The organism is Sphingobacterium multivorum, from assembly GCF_900457465.1.
Lineage (GTDB): Bacteria > Bacteroidota > Bacteroidia > Sphingobacteriales > Sphingobacteriaceae > Sphingobacterium > Sphingobacterium multivorum.
In genome coordinates this window covers 1,964,617-1,987,065 of the sequence record NZ_UAUU01000011.1, presented here as the reverse complement: position 1 = coordinate 1,987,065, position 22,449 = coordinate 1,964,617, and the positions used below count along the sequence as shown (strand labels likewise).

At 42.5% G+C, this 22,449-nt stretch carries 18 protein-coding genes and 1 pseudogene; 2 read left to right on the top strand and 17 right to left on the bottom strand.

Annotated features, from left to right (window positions below; genetic code table 11):
- Positions 1 to 15: 15 nt before the first annotated feature.
- The 4 genes and pseudogenes from DTA23_RS26140 to DTA23_RS26125 form a co-directional block, all read right to left on the bottom strand.
- Positions 16 to 2,591: pseudogene (locus DTA23_RS26140) on the bottom strand (TraG family conjugative transposon ATPase).
- Entirely contained in the window at positions 2,588 to 2,956 is a 369-nt protein-coding gene (locus DTA23_RS26135) for a DUF4133 domain-containing protein (protein WP_061085371.1), read from the bottom strand. Before DTA23_RS26135 ends, DTA23_RS26140 begins: the two are co-directional and overlap by 4 nt.
- On the bottom strand, positions 2,943 to 3,797 hold the full coding sequence (locus DTA23_RS26130; protein ID WP_061085370.1) for a DNA adenine methylase: 855 nt from the start codon (positions 3,795 to 3,797) through the stop codon (positions 2,943 to 2,945). Before DTA23_RS26130 ends, DTA23_RS26135 begins: the two co-directional genes overlap by 14 nt.
- A gap of 26 nt (positions 3,798 to 3,823) precedes the next feature.
- Positions 3,824 to 4,132 (bottom strand): DUF4134 domain-containing protein, encoded by a 309-nt coding sequence (locus DTA23_RS26125; RefSeq protein ID WP_061085369.1) that lies wholly within the window; start codon positions 4,130 to 4,132, stop codon positions 3,824 to 3,826.
- A gap of 564 nt (positions 4,133 to 4,696) precedes the next feature.
- Between DTA23_RS26125 and DTA23_RS26120 the strand changes: the two genes are divergently transcribed.
- Positions 4,697 to 5,896 (top strand): alcohol dehydrogenase catalytic domain-containing protein, encoded by a 1,200-nt coding sequence (locus DTA23_RS26120; protein WP_027374817.1) that lies wholly within the window; start codon positions 4,697 to 4,699, stop codon positions 5,894 to 5,896.
- A 115-nt stretch (positions 5,897 to 6,011) separates the two neighbouring features.
- On the opposite strand, the gene DTA23_RS26115 is transcribed toward DTA23_RS26120, so the two are convergent.
- The 13 genes from DTA23_RS26115 to hxlB form a co-directional block, all read right to left on the bottom strand.
- Positions 6,012 to 6,917 carry a helix-turn-helix domain-containing protein gene (locus tag DTA23_RS26115; protein WP_034722849.1) on the bottom strand — a complete coding sequence of 302 codons (906 nt, stop codon included), beginning with the start codon at positions 6,915 to 6,917 and terminating at the stop codon, positions 6,012 to 6,014.
- Between the two features lie 114 nt (positions 6,918 to 7,031).
- Positions 7,032 to 7,286: a SemiSWEET transporter gene (locus DTA23_RS26110; RefSeq protein WP_027374815.1), complete on the bottom strand. Its 255-nt coding sequence runs from the start codon at positions 7,284 to 7,286 to the stop codon at positions 7,032 to 7,034.
- 53 nt (positions 7,287 to 7,339) lie between these two features.
- A complete protein-coding gene (gene uvrA / locus DTA23_RS26105; protein WP_112376461.1) occupies positions 7,340 to 9,904 on the bottom strand; it encodes an excinuclease ABC subunit UvrA in 2,565 nt (854 codons plus the stop codon).
- Between the two features lie 17 nt (positions 9,905 to 9,921).
- Positions 9,922 to 10,815 (bottom strand): bestrophin family protein, encoded by an 894-nt coding sequence (locus tag DTA23_RS26100; protein ID WP_112376460.1) that lies wholly within the window; start codon positions 10,813 to 10,815, stop codon positions 9,922 to 9,924.
- A gap of 148 nt (positions 10,816 to 10,963) precedes the next feature.
- On the bottom strand, positions 10,964 to 11,881 hold the full coding sequence (locus tag DTA23_RS26095) for an iron-containing alcohol dehydrogenase (RefSeq protein WP_218565476.1): 918 nt from the start codon (positions 11,879 to 11,881) through the stop codon (positions 10,964 to 10,966).
- The gene (locus tag DTA23_RS28225) at positions 11,881 to 12,114 is read right to left on the bottom strand and encodes an iron-containing alcohol dehydrogenase (RefSeq protein ID WP_218565475.1); all 234 of its coding nucleotides are present in this window, start codon (positions 12,112 to 12,114) and stop codon (positions 11,881 to 11,883) included. Before DTA23_RS28225 ends, DTA23_RS26095 begins: the two co-directional genes overlap by 1 nt.
- Positions 12,115 to 12,405: 291 nt before the next feature.
- Complete coding sequence (gene pgi, locus DTA23_RS26090; protein WP_112376459.1) at positions 12,406 to 14,052, bottom strand: glucose-6-phosphate isomerase; 1,647 nt, start codon at positions 14,050 to 14,052, stop codon at positions 12,406 to 12,408.
- 63 nt (positions 14,053 to 14,115) lie between these two features.
- Entirely contained in the window at positions 14,116 to 14,991 is an 876-nt protein-coding gene (locus DTA23_RS26085; protein ID WP_061084744.1) for an AraC family transcriptional regulator, read from the bottom strand.
- A gap of 14 nt (positions 14,992 to 15,005) precedes the next feature.
- Positions 15,006 to 15,734 carry a 6-phosphogluconolactonase gene (pgl, locus tag DTA23_RS26080; protein WP_112376458.1) on the bottom strand — a complete coding sequence of 243 codons (729 nt, stop codon included), beginning with the start codon at positions 15,732 to 15,734 and terminating at the stop codon, positions 15,006 to 15,008.
- Positions 15,727 to 17,247, bottom strand: a complete 1,521-nt coding sequence (gene zwf / locus DTA23_RS26075; protein WP_112376457.1) for a glucose-6-phosphate dehydrogenase — start codon at positions 17,245 to 17,247, stop codon at positions 15,727 to 15,729. The genes pgl and zwf overlap by 8 nt, the downstream gene beginning before the upstream one ends.
- A gap of 11 nt (positions 17,248 to 17,258) precedes the next feature.
- The gene (gene gnd / locus DTA23_RS26070; RefSeq protein WP_061084747.1) at positions 17,259 to 18,656 is read right to left on the bottom strand and encodes an NADP-dependent phosphogluconate dehydrogenase; all 1,398 of its coding nucleotides are present in this window, start codon (positions 18,654 to 18,656) and stop codon (positions 17,259 to 17,261) included.
- 131 nt (positions 18,657 to 18,787) lie between these two features.
- A complete protein-coding gene (hxlA, locus tag DTA23_RS26065; RefSeq protein WP_061084748.1) occupies positions 18,788 to 19,417 on the bottom strand; it encodes a 3-hexulose-6-phosphate synthase in 630 nt (209 codons plus the stop codon).
- 38 nt (positions 19,418 to 19,455) lie between these two features.
- The gene (hxlB, locus tag DTA23_RS26060) at positions 19,456 to 20,019 is read right to left on the bottom strand and encodes a 6-phospho-3-hexuloisomerase (RefSeq protein WP_112376614.1); all 564 of its coding nucleotides are present in this window, start codon (positions 20,017 to 20,019) and stop codon (positions 19,456 to 19,458) included.
- 390 nt (positions 20,020 to 20,409) lie between these two features.
- On the opposite strand from hxlB, the gene uvrB reads away from it, so the two are divergent.
- The gene (gene uvrB, locus DTA23_RS26055; protein ID WP_112376456.1) at positions 20,410 to 22,386 is read left to right on the top strand and encodes an excinuclease ABC subunit UvrB; all 1,977 of its coding nucleotides are present in this window, start codon (positions 20,410 to 20,412) and stop codon (positions 22,384 to 22,386) included.
- Positions 22,387 to 22,449: the final 63 nt, after the last annotated feature.

Sequence of the window (22,449 nt, the reverse complement as noted above, 5' to 3'; positions counted from 1 at the left end):
AAATTTTTAGGATTTTTATTTATTCTGATGGTCCAAGAGTGATAAACCCTTGATCTTTTTCAGTGATATTTTTTTGATGGCGGCTTCAACATCCCCGCCCATTTCATGCGCTAGATCCATCACTTCCATTTTCTCCGATTCCTCCGTGGTGTATGCCAAATACTCCTGCTCGCTCACTTCTGTCGCATAGACCGCTGAATGCGTTCCTCCAAGTCCTATCCATACTTCCTTATACTTGCGCTTTGGGTCATTGTCCTGATTGATCGAAAGTATCTGCGATTTTTCCCGTTCTGTAAGCCCGAGCATATTCTGGATCTCGTCAAATTTATTGGCGTATTTCCGCTGGTCGAGTAGTATCTTGCAGTCACTGTTGTTGATGATTGTTTCCTTGACTATGGGAGACTGTATGATATCATCCACTTCCTGCGTAACCACAATCGCCTCACCGAAAAATTTCCTGACGGTTTTAAACAAATATTTTAAATATTCTGCCATCCCCTCTTTAGCAATGGCCTTCCAAGCCTCCTCTATGAGTATCATCTTACGGATACCTTTTAACCGACGCATCTTATTGATAAAGACCTCCATAATGATGATCGTAACCACAGGGAACAGTATTTTGTGATCTTTGATCGCATCAATTTCAAAGACAATAAATCTCTTATTAAGCAAATCGAGCTCTTTTTCTGAGTTTAGTAAGTAATCGTATTCACCACCTTTGTAATAGGGTTCCAGCACATTTAAAAAGTTCGCCAGATCAAAATCTTTCTCACGTACTTCTTTGTCCTGAAGAATCTTTTTGTAGTCCCCTTTGATATATTCGTAGAAAGCATTGAAACAAGGTCTTTCAGAACTATTCTTAATTCTTTCGATATATCCTGCGACTGCATTGGAGAGTGCCACTTCCTCACTACGTTTAGGAGCTTCGTCGTCCCTTTTCCATAATGTGAGGATCAAGGTCTTAATGCTTTCTCTTTTCTCGATATCGAAGACATTATCTTCGGTAAAAAAAGGATTGAATGAGATCGGGTTTTCCTCGGTATAGGTGAAATAAACCCCGTCTTTTCCCTTAGTCTTACCTTTGATCAGTTCGCAAAGACCCTGATAAGAGTTACCCGTATCAACTAATAGCACATGAGTTCCTTGCTCATAATACTGTCTCACCATATGATTGGTGAAGAATGATTTTCCACTTCCATTTTTTGGGTGGGCTGGCGGGCTACTCAATTAAGAATAGCCCGCCAACCCCCAGATGGCCCTAAGATGAAACGGTTTCTATTCGTGATAATCCCCTTTTTCATGGGAAGATCACTGATATCCAAATGCACCGGTTTCCCAGTCAGCCTGTCCGCAAGCTTGATCCCAAAAGGAGAAAGTGAATTCTGATAGTTGGTCTCCTGCGTAAAAAAACACAATGCCGGTTCGATGAAAGTGTAAAAGGATTCTTCGGCAGGAAAATCTCCGGCATTGCCCGGAATTCCCGCCCAATATAAAGTGGCAGCATCTACGGTATTATGACGGGGCTTACATTCCATTAACGCAAGCGCACTTCCGACATCATTTTTCAGGTTGCGTAGCTCCTGGCGGTCTTCACTCCACGCAAATACATTATAATGAGCCCGGATCGATGGTGAACCGTGGGAGTGTGCTTCATTCAGATAACGCTCTATCCATTCTTTATTGATCTGGTTCGCCCGGCTATAACGTGCCAATGAGTGCATATTTCTGGCGGACTTCTCAAATTTCTTAAGGTTTTCAGAACTATTATCGATGAACAGGTACTGGTTATAGATGTGGTCACAGCTCAGCATCAGCCCCACAGGACTGGCAAAAGACAACATACAATCACTGCGATCTGTGGAAAGCCTATCATAGCGATTGCAGTCTGAAACAGCTCCCGGAAGATCGTCTGTACTGGATAAGGTATGAAGTACCATCCTCTTACTTCCTATCCTAAGTTCCTCTGCTCCCAGAGCCATATCCTGCAGAACGGGATTGGCATCACGTGACAGTGTAAAATACTGTTCAAGGATTCCGGTTTTCCCTTCGCTCCCCAATATTTCAGCTTCACCCAGCTGATCCATTGTTATATGACCACTGTCATTGATGATACGCTGGAACTGGCTTACCGATTCCAAGAAACGCCGCATTCCTTCCTTATCCCTTATTTCTTTTGGAACAAGATTGCCCCTGCACAAACTGCTAAAATTGCTCTGGGACTGCATCCTTGCTTTTGTGGTCTTTGTAAGGAAAATATAACAGTAGTGGTTCAGAAACGGCCGCTCATTAAAATGCAGCTGGAAAGAACGCGACAAAAAACTATGTTCAATTCTTTCAAGATCCGGCTGATAGTTTTCCTTTAAATACCAGTCCTGTTTGTGCAGGATACTATAATCAGGCAAAGTCTTGATCGCTTTACTCCATGAGGAATGAATGGATTCGTATACATCCGTGCCCACCGTAAAAATTTCCGGTAGCCTTACACGGAAACACACCGTAAGGTCTCCTTCTTTCGATATAATACAATCGTTCTCAATTGCAAGGAGGGGAAAACGGCTTTCTAACGTAGTTGTTTTAGAGATATTTCTCATGATAGCCTTGAAGATTTAGTGTTAAAATTTTGGATTTTCTCACCTTTTGCAACCGAGTATTTAAGGTAAGATTGTACAGGTTTACGGGTGATGATAAATTGTGGATGCTTTCTTTTCGCACCTAGCTTCATCAGCCCATGTTCACCGTACTTGTTGTTCAGACTGAAAGTTTTCCAAACAATCAGCGATGCAGAAATACAGCCGACCGAAAGGCAGATATACATATTTACGTCAGCCATGTACAGCACCATAACCAGGATCAGGACCAATAACAATCCTCCGGCAAATCCGAAGAGATACTGCGCTTTCAACCCTTTAAATTCGACTGTACAGCCGATACCTTTATTGATGTTATAGGTTTTCATGTTCTTGGGATTTAAAGTTTAGGGTCCCCTGCACGATAGCAAGGTCATAGTTGGCGGTCAGCACTTCGATCTTTTTCTTGGGTACTTTTCCGGAATGTTTATCGACCAGTACATCTTTCTGCATTTTGACAGTGTGCCAATTAAGATCCCGGCTAAATTTGTTCAGGAGATCACTGGGATAACTGCTCAATAGAAATTTGCCTTTTGCACGGGACAGGCATAATAGAAGAGATTCAAAATCATGTTTGCTGTACCCGTCGTAATGACCGCAGTCACTGTTAAAATAAGGCGGATCACAATAGTGAAAAGCCTTTTCATGATCTCTTGAATTAATAATCCGAATAGCATCCGTATTTTCGATCTGAACATTCTGAAGTCGTATAGCATATTCCTCGGAGAATGATGCTCGCTTATTACTCAATCTTCTAGTGGAAGTCTGATCCCGAACATCATAACCCCATGAATCACCGATCTTTGCGCTGAAAGACTGATTGCATAGAACCCAGACTGCCCAGGCTCGTTGTAATCTGTCAAAGAGATGGGGATTGTTATAGATCACCAGCGCATCGCTATGAAGGGATCTACTGTGAAGCGTTATTCGGATCATTTTTTCCAGTTCAACAAACTGATTTTTGACCATCTCGTAAAAATTGATCAGCTCACGGTTGTAATCGTTGATCACCTCAACCTCAGACCTTGGTTTTGACCAGAATATCGCTCCTCCCCCAACAAACGGTTCAACGTAGGTATAATGGGGTGGAATAAGCGGTATAATGATCTTGGCCAGCTGTTGCTTTCCGCCATAATACGTCAGTGGCGTAACCATCTTATTTTTTGCCATAATTGAAAAAAATTAATCGGGTTAGCCTAAAGGAAAAATGATCGCAAAATGGTCGCAGCGACAATCAGGAATATACAGGCGCCGAACCAGCTCGCCGCTGTCTTTGAAGTGTCAGGGTCACCCGAACTGAATTTGTTGTACACTTTAACACCTCCGATCAGTCCGACCACAGCACCGATAGCATAGATCAGCTTTGTTGCCGGATCAAAATAGCTTGTAACCATCTGCGTGGCTTCCTGGATACCTGCAGCACCATTTCCCTGCGCAAAAGTCCCATTGCTGATAAGCGAAATAAACAGCAACGCCAGCAGAATTTTTTGTCTTGATTTTTTCATGTTTCATTACATTTTAAGTTTGTAATACCCGCCTATGCGGGCTTGGAAACAAAGGTGTTGCAGATAGTATCAGAGTTGGGGGCTGGTGGTATGAGAGGTACTAAGTTTGCCGTTGTTTTCCTAATGTGAGTACCGGGAAACAAAAAAAACCGTCAGGCTTTAGAAGCTGGCGGTTATGCATTTTTTTGAAAATGATTCCAGTAATTTCTTTTACTGATTCATATCTTACTTATTCGCGTTTAGTATTCATTACAGATTTGGTTTATCCCAAAAATAAAATTCTGGTAAGTCATTATTCCCAAACATTACTGGATAAATTTTATACTAAAATCTTACAAAAATAGGTCTCGCTCCATAAATTATAAGTGCTTTAAAAAGCAAGGTTTCTACTATTCTCATCATAACTGGATCACAGAACAATAGAACGATCCTTGATATTAGAATAAGCATTCTCCGTTACTGAGTTCAACATGTTTTATCGGACTAAATATTGCTTAATTTTAATATATAATCCTCACAGAATGAGGGAATACAAACATTTATAAACCATCAAAATAAAACATTATGGCTAGTAACAGAGGAGTGGTCTACAAAGGCCCATGGAACTTAGAAGTAAATGAAATTGCCTATCCCACATTCCAGAACCCCAAGGGAAAGGACATTCATCATGCGGTAATCATTAAAGTGGTCTCCACAAATATTTGTGGCAGTGACCAGCACATTTTTAGGGGACGTTTCTCAGTACCTGTGGGACACGTATTGGGTCATGAAATCACAGGCGAAGTAGTTGAAATTGGAAAAGACGTAGAATTCATCAAGGTAGGTGACATCGTTTCAGTCCCTTTCAACGTTTCCTGCGGACGGTGCAGAAACTGTAAAAATGGAAATACCGACGTCTGCGAGACCGTTAATCCGGATGCTCCTGTTGGCGCTTATGGGTTTGACCTGGGAGGCTGGTTAGGTGGCCAATCTGAATATTGTCTTATCCCCTATGCTGACTTTCAGCTCCTTAAGTTTCCAGATAGAGAACAAGCGCTGGAAAAGATTTTAGATCTCACATTAGTATCTGACATTCTCCCAACAGGATATCATGGCGCGTATGCTGCTGGTGTTACAACAGGATCTACTGTTTATATTGCTGGTGCTGGACCAGTGGGACGCTGTGCTGCAGAATCAGCAAAGCTTCTTGGAGCTTCCTGCGTTATTGTGGGAGATATGAACAAGGAGCGGTTGGAACTTGTCAAACAGGCGGGAATGGAAACTGTTGATCTTACCCTTGATGCCAGTGTAGCAGAACAGATCGAACAGATTCTCGGAGTACCGGAAGTGGATGCCGGTGTGGATGCCGTAGGTTATGAGGCACATGGACATGGTGATGAAGACTACAAAAAAGAAAATCCCAATGCAGTTATCAATGATCTTTTCGATGTTGTCCGCGCAAGCGGAGGTATAGGGATTCCAGGTATCTATACTCCTTCTGACCCAGGAGGACGTGATGAGAACGCTAAGCACGGTAAACTGACTGTCGACTGGGGAAAAGGTTGGCTTAAGTCATTGCATATTCAAACGGGAATGGCTCCAATTGGACGTTACAACTATCAAATTATGCAGGCCATTCTATGGGGCCGTATCTCGATGAAAACGATCATGAACCCGCAGGTTATCAGTCTTGACGAAGCACCACAAGCCTATAAAGACTTTTCGGATGGTTCAAGCAAAAAGTTTATTATCGATCCACATGGCATGATAAAAAACCGTTCGTAAACTCATGTAGAGCGAAAATAAAAAGTAAAGGTGGGGCATCGAATAAATGTCCCACCTTTTTTTAATTTCTCAGCTTAACCAATTACATACCTATTTAACGCGCACTTTGCGTTAATCAGTGTCTATATTGGCCCGGAGAAAGCCCCTCAAGCCTTTTAAAAATTTTAATGAAATGATTCACATTATTAAAACCTGATGCATAACAGGCTTCGGTCACAGTAACGGAACTGTCAGCCATTATTTTTTTTGCATGGTCTATGCGTGTACGCAGAACAAATTCCAGTGGAGTTATGCCCAGTATATTTTTAAAATATTGATAAAAAGATGATTGGCTCAAACAGCATTCTCTTGCCATCTTTTCAACAGTTATTTTTTCCGTAAGATGCTTATGCACATAATTGATTGCCGGTTGAATTCGATTGTCATACATTGATTGATTGCTGTTCACTGACAAACGGTTCTGGGTCTGAAGAAGCCTTAATAGAAGTACTTTAAGAGACAGGTCCGCAATTGCCTCTTTTGCAAAACCTTCCTCCATACTAAGGTTAACAAGCTTATTGAGACTTGCTACCAGCTCCATGCTATTCTCGAAATGCTGATGCGAAAAATCAAGTTTCCATTCAAAAGGTGCCTGATGATTTGAATATCTCTCATTTAGATAGTCAAGATTTTTGTGAACAGTATTCCAGTCCAGTGTAAGAGTGATACATTGCACGGGACGATTTTCATCTGCGTCTGGAAAACCTACATTCATGGTTAGTCCGTCAGGAAGGATCACACTTTGACCGGGCAGAAAGTCAAATGCCTCCTGACCCTCCACGGACATCACTTTTTTACCTCTCATCATACTTGAAACCACCAATCCACCACTATATGAAAGTATTACATTGTCACTTTTATGAAATGTTTCAAATATGTTGAGCTCACAGTTCGGAAGATTAAAAGTCCTCCGGTGCTCCAGTCTGGAATCCAATTTAGAACTGTCGCTTAAATTTACGGGAGTTATCCGATAAGATTTCATACTTAAGTCTTTATATATTTACTATTGACCAAATAAAATTTACTTAATCCCAATTTTCGCAGCCGCCAGATTTGATCGCAGTGTGCCATACATTTCGGATCTGCACCTGTTAAATCACTTTCTGGAAATAATACAGTAAGCCAGGAGGGATAAATTGACCAGAACGGCAAAGGCATTCGATAGGATGATCTGCCAATCTTGTTTCATGATTCCATACCAGACCCACAGGGAAAGGCCTGAAAGTAAAACAATAAGTGTTAAGATTGAAATGTCATCCGCATTTCTGGTTCTTATCACCTTTATCAATTGGGGCATCATTGCAAATGAAGTTAAGACACCTGCAATGAGTCCAATTACGTCTGTATTCATACGACATATTTATTTTGTTAATAGCGGACATTTCGTCCTTTAATTTTCATTTTTTAAACATAGGCAGCCAAATATTTAGCTGTTTTGCTTTGCTTATTCTTAGCTACATCCCTGGGAGCTCCTTCAGCAATTATCTTTCCGCCATCTTTACCCGCACCGGGTCCCAGATCTATAACCCAGTCACTGGAAGCCACAACATGCATATCATGTTCAACCGTAATCACGGTATTTCCGGCATCAACCAAAAAATTCAGCTGACCTATCAACTTTTCCACATCAGACGGATGCAGTCCTGTCGTTGGTTCGTCCAAAACGTACAAGGTTTTCCCTTTTTGCGTACGCTGCAGTTCCGATGCCAATTTGATACGCTGTGCTTCTCCCCCGGATAATTCTGTGGCCGGCTGTCCAAGACGTATATAACCCAAACCGACCTGTCTGAGGACTTCAAGACTTTGGCTTAAAGACCTGTCGCTGCTGAAAAAATCCCAGGCCTGATCCACAGTCATGTCCAAAACTTCGGCAATATTTTTATCGTCATACTTTACTTCCAGTGTTTTGTCATTATACCGGGTTCCCTTACAGGTCGGACATGGTGTATAGACACTGGGAAGGAATAACAGTTCTACCATAACAAATCCTTCTCCTTTGCAGTGTGCACATCGTCCTTTGGCTACATTAAAAGAAAAACGTCCCACATCATACTTCCTTTTTTTGGCTAGCTCAGTTTCAGCAAATAATTGCCTTACCCTGTCAAAAAGCCCCGTATAGGTTGCCAGATTTGAACGTGGTGTTCTGCCAATTGGCTTTTGGTCAACTCGTACCAGCCGTTTGATGTGTTCCATGCCGACTGTGATAACACCTGAAGTATGAATATTGGTTTCCTGTGATAGTTCAGGTTGTTCATCACTACTTTCCTCCATATCCTGTCCCAAATAATCCGATATCAGGTCTACCAGCGCCTGACTTACCAGACTGCTTTTACCTGATCCTGAAGTACCAGTAATACTGGTGAGAACGCCCAAGGGAATTGACACGTCCAGGTTTTGGATATTATTTCTAGTGACATTCTTCGCACGAAGCCAGTGTTCAGCTGTCCTGACAACCTCTTTGGTAACAGGAACCGGATCAATATAATGACGGGTTACCGACCGTTCTACAGATTGTAGTCCTTTCAGGGGACCGCTATATAATATTTCCCCGCCATTGGCTCCCGCCTGTGGCCCAACATCCACAACCCAGTCACAATGTCGGATAATATCAACCTCATGCTCTACGATAAACATTGAATTGCCCGCATCTTTCAATTTTATCAAAACTGCCAACAAGGCTTCTGTATCTGCAGGATGAAGACCCGCTGACGGTTCATCCAGAACGTAAATTACGCCAAACAGATTTGAGTGTACCTGTGTCGCCAGCCTTAACCGCTGTAACTCGCCGGGGGAAATACTTGGCGTGCTCCGCTCCAGCGAAAGATACCCCAGACCGAGATCAATCATGATTTTTAGCCGGGCAACGAGATCTATCGCAATATTTTGGGCAACGATCGCTTTCTCGGGATGTTTATCCTTATCTTTAGATAAAAATCTACCCTCCGCATATGGGGTAAAAATGGCCATCAACTGAGATAACGACTGATTGGATAGATCAGCGATGTCGAATCCCTCAAATTTTACAGCCAAAGATTCTTTTTTTAATCTCTTTCCGTGACATTCCGAACATTCCGTATTCAGCATATACTGTGATACCCGTCTCTTCATCATCTGACTGTTGGTATTTGCAAATGTTTGCAGAACATAGCGTTTGGCACCGGTAAAAGTTCCCATATAACTTGGCGGCAATTTCATTTTCACTGCGCGGTTTACCTCCGCTGCAGACAGCCCTGAATACACGGGTACTGTAGGTGTTTCATCGGTAAATAGTATCCAGTCCCGGTCCTTTTTCGGCAGATCCTTCCACGGCTTATCGACATCAAATCCTAAAGTCATCAAAATTTCCCGGAGATTTTGCCCTTGCCAAGCCGAAGGCCAGGCAGCCACAGCCCGTTCACGTATTGTCAGGGAATCATCCGGTACCATCGATTTTTCTGTGACATCGTAGATGCGTCCGATACCATGGCATACAGGACATGCTCCTTCCGGCGTATTTGGAGAAAATCCTTCTGCATAGATGATAGACTGTTTTGGCGGATAATCCCCTGCCCGGGAATATAACATCCGCAATAAATTGGAAATAGTCGTTACGCTTCCCACTGTAGAGCGGACGGTAGTTCCTCCCCTGCTCTGTTGCAGGGCAACAGCCGGGGGCAGTCCATGAATGGCACTGACTTCCGGAACATTCATTTGATTAAATAAACGTCTTGCATAGGGTGATACTGATTCCAGATATCTTCGCTGTGCTTCCGCATAGATCGTACCGAATGCAAGAGAAGATTTACCCGAACCCGATATCCCCGTAAACACGACAAGCTTATTTCTGGGAATATCGACATCAACATCTTTTAGATTGTGTTCCTTGGCTCCCCTGACACGTACAAAACCCTCGGAATTCTGTTCGCTTGGACTTTGATCTGAAAGGTCTCTCTTATTAGAGCCTTCTGTATTTTTACCAAAAATTTTCATAAAATAATGCTTTAAGGTTACATAAGATAAAATCCCTGCGGCTCAATCGGATCTGGGATTTCCTTCTCATTTAATAGTTGACGGATATTGATCTCTATCGTTCGTGAAAGTGCGGTCATAGGCGTATCCGTAGGGCTGTTGCTGAAAGGATCCTGAAGCCTATGCGCTAGCATTTCCAAGAAAAAAAACATCATCGAAACCGAAATAAGAATGACAACCTGCAGCACAATGTTTAAGTGGAACGAGGATGACAGACTCAGAAAAACGGCAAACAAATAGATGGCGGCATGCAATATCTGTCCAAATGTGGGTGGAAAAACGGTATTTTTAATCCGCTCTGCCCTCCCCATCGATGCTACCAGATCATTTAATGTTTTTTCTATCTGAAGCAGAGCAAATTCATTCAGCAGCTTTTCATCATAAAGTTTTTTCAAGCATCCATTCTGTAATTGACTGATCGCAAGGGGAACATTTGAATGTTCTTGGAGCTTTTTAATTTCCTCTTCGCTGAGCAAATCTTCCAGAACAGGCCAAATTTCCTGCCGCCTCAATGATCTTTCTAAGGCTCTGCACCAGCCAATCTGATAATGGGAAATTTTAGCCACATCTACGTTTTCAGTTTTCACATAAAGCTGGAGCTGCAGGATCAGAGAACGGCTGTCATTTACGATTGCTCCCCAGATGGTACGGGCTTCCCACCACCGGTTATAGGACTGGTTGATTTTATACGATAACAGAATCGAGATCGCAATACCCAATGTTGTCGCTATCTGAATGGAAATATCCGGCGCATAATCTGGTAAATAATATGGTAATAGACCAAAAGTAACCCCCAGAAGGGCAACTGTAAACAATTGTACCTTAATTTCATTTAATAGAAATTTAAATGGAACTCTGCGGTTTATTATCATGGGACTTTCTATTTAACATTATTATTACTATACAATTCAAAATAAGAATTTCCGATTCCAATTTAATAAATATAACTCCAAAATATCAAATGGAGGAAAGTGATCCACCCTAAATTAAAGGGTAAACCACTTTCTTTATCAATCTTGTTTAATTCTGATAGATATCACCTTCAAAAGAAGCATTGTAAAGATCTTTTAAGTCCTGTAAAGTCGGTTTACGCGGATTGAAACCTGTACATGGATCTTCTAAAGCATTTTTGCTGATGAAATCCAGATTTTTCTCCCAGTCTTCACGGGAAATACCGAATGCTTTAAGTGAACCTATGTTATTGACAGACGCTCTAAGTTTCTCAATTTCCTGAGCCAGCTCCTCTGCTGATGTCCTGCCAACAATTTTGGCCAGATCAGGGTATCTGCTTGTTGCTGTCTGATTGTAACGGATCACATTTGGAAGGAATATCGCGTTGGCTGCACCATGGGGAATACCATAAAGGGCGCCAACTTGATGCGATAATGAGTGTACAATACCCAACCACGCATTATTAAAAGCTAAACCTCCCATAAATGAAGCATCGTGCATGTTTTGACGGGCCTTGATATTGCCCGGATTATTCACCGCTTCTTCCAGATTCTGAAAAACAATTTCCAGACCTCCTTTTGCCAGTACATCTGCATAGTTATCTTCAATATTCGACACATAGGCTTCCACACAATGTGTCAAAGCATCCAGACCCGTATTTGATGTGATGTGAGCCGGCATTGAAGCACATATTTCTCCATCTACAATTGCAATATCCGGAGTTAACTCATAAGAAACGATCGGATACTTCACCCCTTTTTCTCTATCAGTGATAACCGCCAGACCTGTTGTTTCTGTTCCTGTACCACTTGTAGAAGGAATCGCTACAAATTTAGCCTTCTGGCGTAATGTCGGAACAGTGAAAGGCTTTGTCATTGCCTCAAAATCGGCATCGGGATATTCATAGAAGACCCACATCATTTTTGCCGCATCGATTGCAGAACAGCCCCCAAGACCAACAATCCAGTCCGGTTCAAAATCACGCATCACTGCAGCTCCTTAAGACTTGTTTCCGAAGACGGATCTTCTTCAACACCGTCAAAAACAGCAGTTTCAAGTCCTGCTTCGTTTAAATAGGAAAGTGCTCTATCTAAGGTCCCACTTCTTTTCATTGATTGTCCACCAGTTACAATGATCGCTTTCTTTCCTGAAAGGTTCTTTAATTCTGATAAACTTCCAGCTCCGTGAAATACTTCGCTGGCAACAAATAACTTACTCATATTTTTATTTTAAATTTCTTATACAAAATTACTGCAATGGCAGACGCTGATGTTATACATTGAATATTATATGATATACATTTGCTCCCTTATAAATAAACAACTGAAATTAAAACAAAAAGGCAGACATAAACCATTATACTATTGAAAATCAAACACTTCACACTGAACACAACATTCATTGTTATACATTTAATCACTGACATACAGCATATATGGTACTGTATTAAGTATAAAAAGCAGAAGTAATAAACTTCTGCTTTTTATACTCGGAGTAAAACCTATCCTGAATCAGCGCCAGGACTTATATTGATTGATCAACCCATTGGTAGATGAGTCGTGGCCCTGAACCTGGTGATCCTCCTGAAGTTCAGGTAAGATAGCATTAGCTAATTGTTTACCAAGTTCAACGCCCCATTGATCAAAGCTGAAAATGTTCCAGATGACCCCTTGCACAAAAATTTTATGTTCATAAAGAGCGATCAGTTTACCCAATGATTTTGGCGTTATCTTTTTCAGCAAAAATGAATTTGTCGGACGGTTTCCCTGAAATACCTTGTATTTACGCTGCTGCTCGATTTCGTCAGTTGATTTTCCAGATCCCTGCAGTTCGGTTATCACTTCCTCCGCCGATTTTCCGTTCATCAGTGCTTCGGTCTGCGCAAAAAAATTGGACAATAGTATTTTATGATGTTCTCCCAGCGGATTTAAACTCTGAGCAGGCGCGATGAAATCCGCAGGTATCAGCTTCGTCCCCTGATGAAGTAACTGATAAAACGCATGCTGTCCATTGGTGCCAGGTTCGCCCCAGACTATAGGTCCTGTCTGATAATCAACCATATGACCGTTACGGTCGATATATTTACCATTGCTTTCCATATCCCCCTGTTGAAAATAGGCAGCAAAACGGTGCAGGTATTGATCATACGAAAAAATACCCAAGGTCTCAGCACCATAAAAATTGATATACCAGATCCCCAAAAGAGCCATGATCACGGGAATATTCTTTTCAAAGGGAATATGCTGAAAATGCTCGTCGGCCTCATGGGCACCCTCCAATAACGCCTGGAAATTAGCATATCCTATTCCAAGACTGATGGACAGTCCTATTGAGGACCATAATGAATATCTTCCCCCTACCCAGTCCCAGAACACAAACATATTACGCGTATTGATTCCGAACTTTTCCACCTCAGCTTCATTCGTGCTCAGCGCAACAAAATGTTTTTCGATATCTTTTATTTCAGCCCCCGCCTCAAGCAGCCAAGAACGCGCACTATGGGCATTGGCCATGGTTTCCTGGGTGGTAAATGTTTTGGAAGCAATAAGAAAAAGTGTGGTTTCAGGATTCACTTGCTTGAAGACCTCAGAAATGTGCGTACCATCGACATTCGATACAAAATGCAGATTCAGAGGCGTTTTATATGCTTTTAAAGCCTCCGTTACCATGACGGGGCCGAGATCTGACCCACCGATCCCAATATTGACAACATCAGTTATCGCCTTTCCCGTATATCCAGTCCAGCTTCCCGAAAGTACATCCTGTGTGAAATTTTTCATCTGGTCCAATACTTCATGAACCTGGGGTATGATATTCACTCCATCAACAGTAACTACCGCATTTTTTGGCTGGCGCAGTGCTGTATGCAGAACAGGCCTGCCCTCCGTTGCATTGATCTTGTCTCCAGCGAACATTTTATCAATCGCCTGGTCTAGTTTCACCTCTTTTGCCAGCTCCAGCAAAAGATTCAGCGTCTCTTCTGTAATTCTGTTTTTTGAATAATCAAACAGTATATCGCCCCATTGCACTGAAAACGTGGAGAACCGATGGGGATCTTCTATAAATAAATTGCGGATCTGCACATCTTTTATCATCTGGAAATGTGCTGTAAGCTTCTGAAAAGCCGCTGTATTTTTTAAATTAACCGTTGGTAACATATGTTTAAGATTTATGTTACAAACCTAGTTCAATTCTCCGGCGGTCACGCAACCAACTTATACCTATGTCTTATACATTTGCGCCAATTGCTGCTGCAGGTCCGTGGGTGTTTCATCAAGCTTAGCCTTAACAAACTTGTTAAGTGCAGCAGGTGAGTTGAAGCCAAGTTCGAAAGCAATTTCCTTATGGGAATAGCTGGAGAGCAGCAACAGCTGCTTGATCTCATTCATGATCCTTGCGTGGATGGTTTCGATCGAGGTCAGCCCCGCGGTTTTCTTGGTGATCTCATTTAATTTTTTTGGTGAAATAAGCAATTTTTCCGCATACCAGCTTACTGTACGTTCTGTCTTGTAATGCCGCTCCAGTAATTCTAAAAATTTCCCATAGAGTTTTGTATTTTCATTGGTCAGTTTATTCTTGTCCCACTTCGTGTGGACAAACTCGACTAGTTTAAGTAACGTTATCTTGATGTAAAACCGTGCCTGTTCTTTCTTTACCGATGTCAGGTCATGGTATAATTTTTCTATCTGATCCAACAGCAACTCTACTTCCTTGGTCTCCGCTACGGGCAGTTCAATATGATTGAGTTTGACAGAAATGTTGTGATTGTAAATACTCAGCTCATTTTTAAGGATATCCGAACAGAACAGCACTTCATCAAACAGGATCATCTTGCCCTCAAAGTTGCTGCTGATCTGTTCTTTTGATGATAGCTGTCCAGGAAATATAACACAGATGTTATTTTCGGTCACATCGTACCGGCGGTCCTCCACCTGCATTTTCATTTTGCCTTTTTTAACAAATAATAGACAAAAATGGTCTTTTGTATGCGGTTCCCTATATTCCTCCAGTGCATTCCTGTCCAATTCAAAAATATGAAAGGGCGTGATTGCCCTTTCAGAATTATGCTGAATATCTTTCAGATGATGTGTGATCATATTTATTTTTTATATTAAATATTGCCGTGCAAATATTTTGCTGCTTTTTTGTCTACCAAAAATAATAATTCTCCCTGAGATGGCGCAAGCAATTGTGCCGGGTATATTCTGGGGTTATAAGGCCCCTCGATAACCTCTTTGAGAGCTTCTGCCTTCGTTTCTCCAAAAGCGATCACGAGCAGTTTTCGTGCCCTGTTAAGAAAAGGGGCCGTCAGTGTAATCCGGTACATCTGCTGCTGTTCCAGATAATACGCAGTGACCCAATTTTCTGTTTCATCCAGCGCCACGGTTCCCGGAAACAACGAGGCAGTATGCCCATCTTGTCCCATTCCAAGAAGGATGAGATCCATTCTGCCATCACTTCCCAGCATTTCTTTTAATAATACATTATATACAGCAGCGAAATCCTCTGCTGTTATACCGTCCCGGTACATGGGAAAGACATTGACCGGCCGAACAGGCACTCTGTCCAAGAGCTGCTCATAGGACATCCTGGCATTGCTCAGGTCATTGTCAAGTGGCACCCACCTTTCATCTCCCCAGAAGATCAGTACTTTGGCCCAGTCGATCTGGTTTTTATACTGATCTTCCGATAATAACCTATACAGGCCTTCCGGTGAAGATCCGCCCGTCAGTGCAACAGCAAAATATCCTTTCTGCCTAATCGCTTCATTTGCAGAACTGATAAAAACCGCTGCAGCTTCTTTGAAAATTTCTTCTGTGGTCGCAAATATATTAAGCATCTTGTTCCTTTTTAAATTTTTCGGCGGAAGTAGATAACCAGTGATGCCCCTGTCTCTTCAATAAATCATCCGCAGCTGCAGGCCCCGCACTTCCAGCAGCATACGTGTCCATCTTTGGCGAATTTCCGCTTTCCCAGGCGGCCTGAATATTAGAGATAACATCCCAGGCCTCCTCCACCTGATCCGAACGCATAAAAAGAGTAGAATCCCCGTCAAGAGCATCCAAGAGTAAGGTTTCATAAGCTTCAGGAGTTTCCGATGAACATTCAAAATAGTCGAATACCATTTCAGCCGGTTTCAGCTTCATGTCCAGACCTGGTTTTTTGGTCATGAACGACAGCCTGACGTCCATTTCTGGCTGGATATTGATCACCAGTTTATTGGGGAACAGAATATTCAGATCATCTCGAAATGTCGTGCACGGGACGTCTTTGAAACTGATCACGATGGAAGATTTTTTTTCCTGCATGCGCTTGCCCGTCCGCATATAGAACGGTACCCCGCGCCAGCGCTCATTGTCAATGTAAAACTTCATCGCAACATATGTTTCGGTATTTGAGTTTGGATTCACTCCGGGTTCTTCCAAATAGCCAGCTTTCTTTTTACCGTCAATCTCTCCCTCGATATACTGTGCTCTTACCGTATAATGTCCGATATCCTCAAGATTCATCCTTCTGACACTTTTGAGCACATCTACTTTACGGTCCCTGATCTCTGACGATTCAAATGCAGCGGGAGCTTCCATGGCAATCATGCAGAGAATCTGCATCAAATGGTTCTGGATCATATCACGGAGAGCACCCGACCCATCATAGTATCCGCCCCGGTCTTCAACGCCGACAGTCTCCGCAACGGTAATCTGTACAGAATCGATATAATTATTATTCCACAATGGCTCAAAAATGGTATTTCCAAAACGGAAAGCCAGGATATTCTGTACATTCTCTTTTCCAAGGTAATGATCGATCCGGTAGATCTGCTCTTCCTTAAAAGTCTGCGAAAGGAGCTTATTGAGCGCTACGGCCGAAGCCTTATCATACCCAAAAGGTTTTTCAATGATCATCCTGTCCTGATCAACATTCTCGGTCAGACCTGCATTTTTTAAGCTATTCGATACCGTTTCAATAAAACTGGGTGCCACTGAAAGGTAAAACAGACGGTTGGATCTGATCCCCAAGTTTACATCAATGGTATCAAGTTCATTTTTCAACCGGATAAAAGATTCCTCCTGTGTTATATCAAATCTGATAAATTTAATTTTCTCACTGAAATTATTCCATTGTTCCTGGGAGAATTTTTGGATTCTTGAAAATGTCCTGATATTTTCAAGGATATAATTCCTGAATTCTTCCTGTGTCTGTTCCGTTCTTCCCAGTGAAAGAATTTCAAATTCCTCGGGCAACCAACCCTCCAGGAACAGATTGAAAAATGCAGGAAATAATTTTCTTTTCGCCAAATCTCCTGTTGCCCCAAAAACTACGATCGAGGTTGGCTTTTTATCATTATTTTTCATTTTATTTAATTTTAAGATTCCCAACGGGTATGGAATACGCCTTCCTTATCAGTTCTTTCATAAGTATGCGCGCCAAAAAAATCCCGCTGTGCCTGAATAAGGTTCGTAGGCAAATTTTCTGCACGGTAAGAATCGAAATATGACAGTGCATTCATCCATGCCGAAACAGGTGTACCATTCTGAATGGCATCCCGAATGATAGACCGGATACCCGCCTGTGATGCATTTAACTTAGCAGCAATCTCCCTATCAAGCAGAATATTTGCAAGATCCGGCTGTAAAGCGAACGCCTTTCGGAAGTCTTCCAGAAGTGTCGCACGGATGATACAGCCCCCACGCCAGATTTTACACACGGTCTCCAGATTCAGTCCATAACCATAGGTATCAGATGCTATCCTAAGCTGGGCAAGCCCCTGTGCGTATGTGCTAATAATGGCGAAATAAAGACCGGCCTTCAGATGTTCCAGATCAACAGGATCAACTTTTGACGTATTTTGCCAGGTCAGCAGCTTCGATGCCTGAATCCTTTCCAATTTATATTTGGACATGTCCCGCATATTCACAGCAGCGTCGATCACAGGTACGGGCACCTGAAGATCCATTGCATTTTGAGATGTCCATTTACCTGTCCCTTTGGATTTAGCCCAGTCTGAAATCAGATCCACCAGGAAAGTATTCTCTTCTTTTCGCTTTAGAATAGCTCCGGTAATTTCAATGAGAAAGGAATTCAGTTCTTCCCTGTTCCACTGTTCAAATGATTCCTGTATCACTTCATGCTCCAGATGATAGACATTCTTCATTATATCATAGGTCTCTGCAATAAGCTGCATAATTCCATATTCTATACCGTTATGAACCATCTTCACATAGTTGCCCGCTGAGCCGTTACCCAAAAATTCAACGCATGGTGCATCATCAACTTTTGCAGCAATTGCTTCAAAAATGGGGCGTAATCGCTCATAAGCTACCTTATCACCTCCGGGCATCATACTCGGCCCCCTTCTGGCCCCGCTCTCACCACCTGAGATTCCCATACCAAAAAAGTGGATTCCCTTTGACGAAAGTTCCTGATACCTCCTGTCGGTATCAGAAAAATAGGTATTGCCCCCATCGATTATTATATCGCCCTCATCCAGCAAGGGAAGTAAAGTTCCTATTGCCCCGTCAACAGCAGAACCCGCAGGAACAAGGAGCATTATTGCTCTCGGACTTTCCAGAGATTTAACAAAGGATTCCGGATCAACGGTTGCAAAAATCTGATGGTCTTTCTGTGCTTCATTCTGCAATGAACCTGCCTTCTCCTGATCCATATCCAGCCCAGCCACAGCAAATCCATGATCCGCCATATTGAGCAATAAATTTCGGCCCATCACACCCAGGCCTACTATACCAAAATTATATGTCTTCATTTTCTAAATCTTTAAATATTCTATTTATATCATTCTTCACTACAGTTAAAAATTGAGCAGATTAGATTCGCAGAATAAAGTCTTCCCTGTTAGTACAGAGAAGACTTCGAAGGATAATCCGACTTTCTGATTTATGCTGTGATGGCTTCTTTCAGGGCTTTAGCTGCTGCAGCTGGATCCTGGGCACCATAGATGGCTCCTCCGGCAACAGCTACTGCTGCACCAGCAGCCACGACATCTTTAATCGTGTCAAGATTTACACCACCGGCAATCGAAAAAGGAACCTGTGCCTCGCGGCCCTCACCGATAAGTTTTTGCACGTTATAACCCGGCTGCGCTTGTTCATCAAGGCCAGCATGCAATTCAACAAATGCCACACCAAAGGCTGTAACTTCTTTGGCACGTTGTACACGGTCTTTTACACCGATCGTATCAACTACTACTTTTTTACCGGCTTTTTTTGCTGCTTCTACCGCACCTTTGATCGTGGAATCATCAACAGCACCCATTACGGTTACCAGATCCGCACCTGCATTGAATGCCATTTCTGCTTCTAATGCACCTGTATCAGCTGTTTTCAGATCCGCAAAGACCAATTTATCGGGATGCGCGGATTTCATTGCGGTGATCACTTTTAGACCTTCAGCTTTGATTAAAGGTGTTCCCAGCTCGATGATATCCACATAAGGTGATACTTTTGCAGCCAAATCAAGGGCTGCTTCTGTAGTCAATAAGTCAATCGCTACTTGTAACTTAGTCATAATATAAAATTTTAATATTTATTTAATTGTATTTCTCGTTATTCAAGATTGGCATGTTTCGGCCAGAGTTCCTCTTTTGTCAGGCCTGAATCTCTCCACAGTGTCATAAATACAGCATCAAGGACCAAAAGGACAGACTGTTCAAAGAGACTTCCGGCATACTGACGGGACGCTGATTCTCCAAAGTCCGTCTTCACCGCCGCGTTAACAAGCACCACATGGTCTGAAAGGCTAGCAATTTTGCTATTCGAATCCGCTGTAATGCCAATAACAGTTGCATGTTGTTTTTTTGCCTTTTCAGCGGCGATTACAAGTGTCGGCGTGCTTCCAGAACCGGAGCCTACCAGCAGAAGATCGTCCTTTAAGATGGCGGGCGTAGTTGTTTCACCCACAACATATACATTTAAGCCTAGATGCATAAATCTCATGGCAGCCATCTTCAGTGCTAAACCGGTACGTCCGGCACCTGCAAAAAATATACGGTCCGCTTTCTTTAAATTGTCCTCCAGTGTCTGTAGCGATACCGGATTCAGTACTGATGAAATCGCTTTAATTTCATCCAGGATTATATTTAAATTGTTTATTGAACTATTCTCTTCCATTTTCTGTAGTAAGGATATTTTATCACCAGATCCTCTGATTTGATAATACAAAGTTATGCTGCCTGAGACGCCTGATATTATACATATAACATTATATAATATACATTTGCGACCTTCCTGACCACTGTAAAAGAGCGGGTTATATTTTAATAATACTGTATTGTATAGGGAGTGGTGTCGCTGAACCCAGAAAAAAGGTAACTGTGCCTGATCAATAACAGTCCAACGCACATTATGGCCTTACCAAACTATTTTACACCTGCTGGTCAAACATTAAATTCCGGAGGTTTAGTTTGCGGATAAATGAAACATTGATTTTCCCGGAACACCGGCAAACCGTGAATCAGTTTTTTAATTATATTTGTGTTACAACCAACTAACAGGAAACTTATGTCAAAAGGCCTTTTTATATTGCACTCAAAGTATATTCCAGCAGGAGACCAGCCGGATGCTATCGCAAGACTTGTTTCGGGAATTGAATCTGGAGCGACCCACCAGACACTCAAAGGTATCACAGGTTCAGGAAAGACCTTTACAATGGCCAACATTATCCATCAGCTAAAGCGTCCGACCTTGATTCTTGCACCTAACAAGACCTTGACTGCTCAGCTATATGATGAAATGAAGCAATTTTTCCCAGAGAATGCTGTTGAGTTTTTTGTCTCATATTACGATTATTTTCAGCCTGAGATGTATCTGCCCGGCAGTGACCGTTTCGTTGAAAAAGACTCTTCCATCAACGAGCATTTGGAAAGACTCCGCCTTTCCACCACAAAATCCCTTATTGAACGCAGGGATACTATTGTGGTCGCATCGGTTTCGTCCATTTATGGGCTTGGAGCACCCAGCGATTATAGCGCATTACAGGTTCGCCTGTCGCTGGGAATGACAGTTCAGATAGACCAGCTGGAGCAGGGCCTGGCACATTTACAGTACAGCCGTACGGAACGTGCCCTGAAACGTGGTAACTACCGGATCGAAGGAGATATCATAAAAATTTTTCCCGCTGATTCAGAATACAGGGCCATACAAATCGTTCTTAGTTACGGGATAATCACTTCACTAAAGTTTATTGATGCCGCTTCAGGCAAAGAGCTTGAAGATATAACAGCGTATTCAGTGTCGCCCAAAACTCTATTTGCACCTTCAAAAATACAGGCAACAGCAGCAGCGGACCAGATTATGACCGAACTTGATGAGCGTGTTGCACAGCTCAACAACGAAAATAGACTGGAAGAAGCTGACCGTCTTTACCAGCGTATTACCGATGATGTGGAAATGCTCCGTACTGCCGGATACTGTTCTGGTATGGAGAACTACGCAAGCTTTTTTAGTGGCCGTGATCCCAAACTGCCACCCGTTACCCTTCTGGATTATTTACCGAAGGATGGCCTTCTGTTTATAGATGAATCACACGTCATGATTCCGCAGATTTCGGCAATGTACAAGGGCGATCAGGCACGTAAAGATACCCTGATAGATTATGGTTTTAGACTTCCTTCATCAAAAAACAACCATCCCCTTAGTTTTGAAGAATTTGAGAAGATCAAACCGCAGACTATATTTGTTTCGGCCACCCCCGGTAATTATGAGCTGAAAGTTTCAGAGGACCGCGTTGTTGAACAGGTTGTCAGACCCACTGGACTTCTCGATCCCATTGTGGAGGTACGGCCATCAGCAAATGATATTGACGATCTGCTGGGCGAAATAAAAAAATGTGTGGATTCGGGCAACCGTGTTTTGATCACCACGCTGACAAAAGCCGCCGCCGAAGAACTCAGTGGCTATATCCAGAGCGAAGGTTTCCGCGTGAGATATCTACACTCGGATTTTAAGACCTTAGAAAGAACTGAAATTCTCAATGATCTCAGAGCCGGAGAATTCGACATCCTGATAGGTATCAGTCTGTTGCGGGAGGGACTCGACATTCCGGAGGCTTCACTGATTGCAATACTTGATGCTGACAGGGCTGGATTTCTGCGGTCAGCAAGTGCACTTATACAGATGATTGGCCGTGTAGCACGTAATGTCAACGGAAAAGCTATTATGTATGCCGACAAGATCACCCCGGCAATGAAGGCAGCTATTGACGAAACCGAAAGTCGCCGTAAACGCCAGATTGCTTTCAACGAAGAAAATCATGTTTCTCCCGTTTCCTCCAGCCGTAGACCAAATGCGGAGGAACCCCGCGAAGGAAAAAACTTCACCCACACAGAAGCTTTTTGTAAGAATCTTGAGGAGCTCTGCGAAAGGATAACTGAACTGGAACGTCAGCTTGTTGCTGCATCAGACGATCATGATGAAAAACTGACAGATGAAATCCGCCTTCAATTAGACGGTCTCTATAGACAGTTCATCTATATCTAAGTATTCGCATCCGATAGTTTTTAACGATACTGAGGGGCTTAGATCCCGCTAAATATATCATAC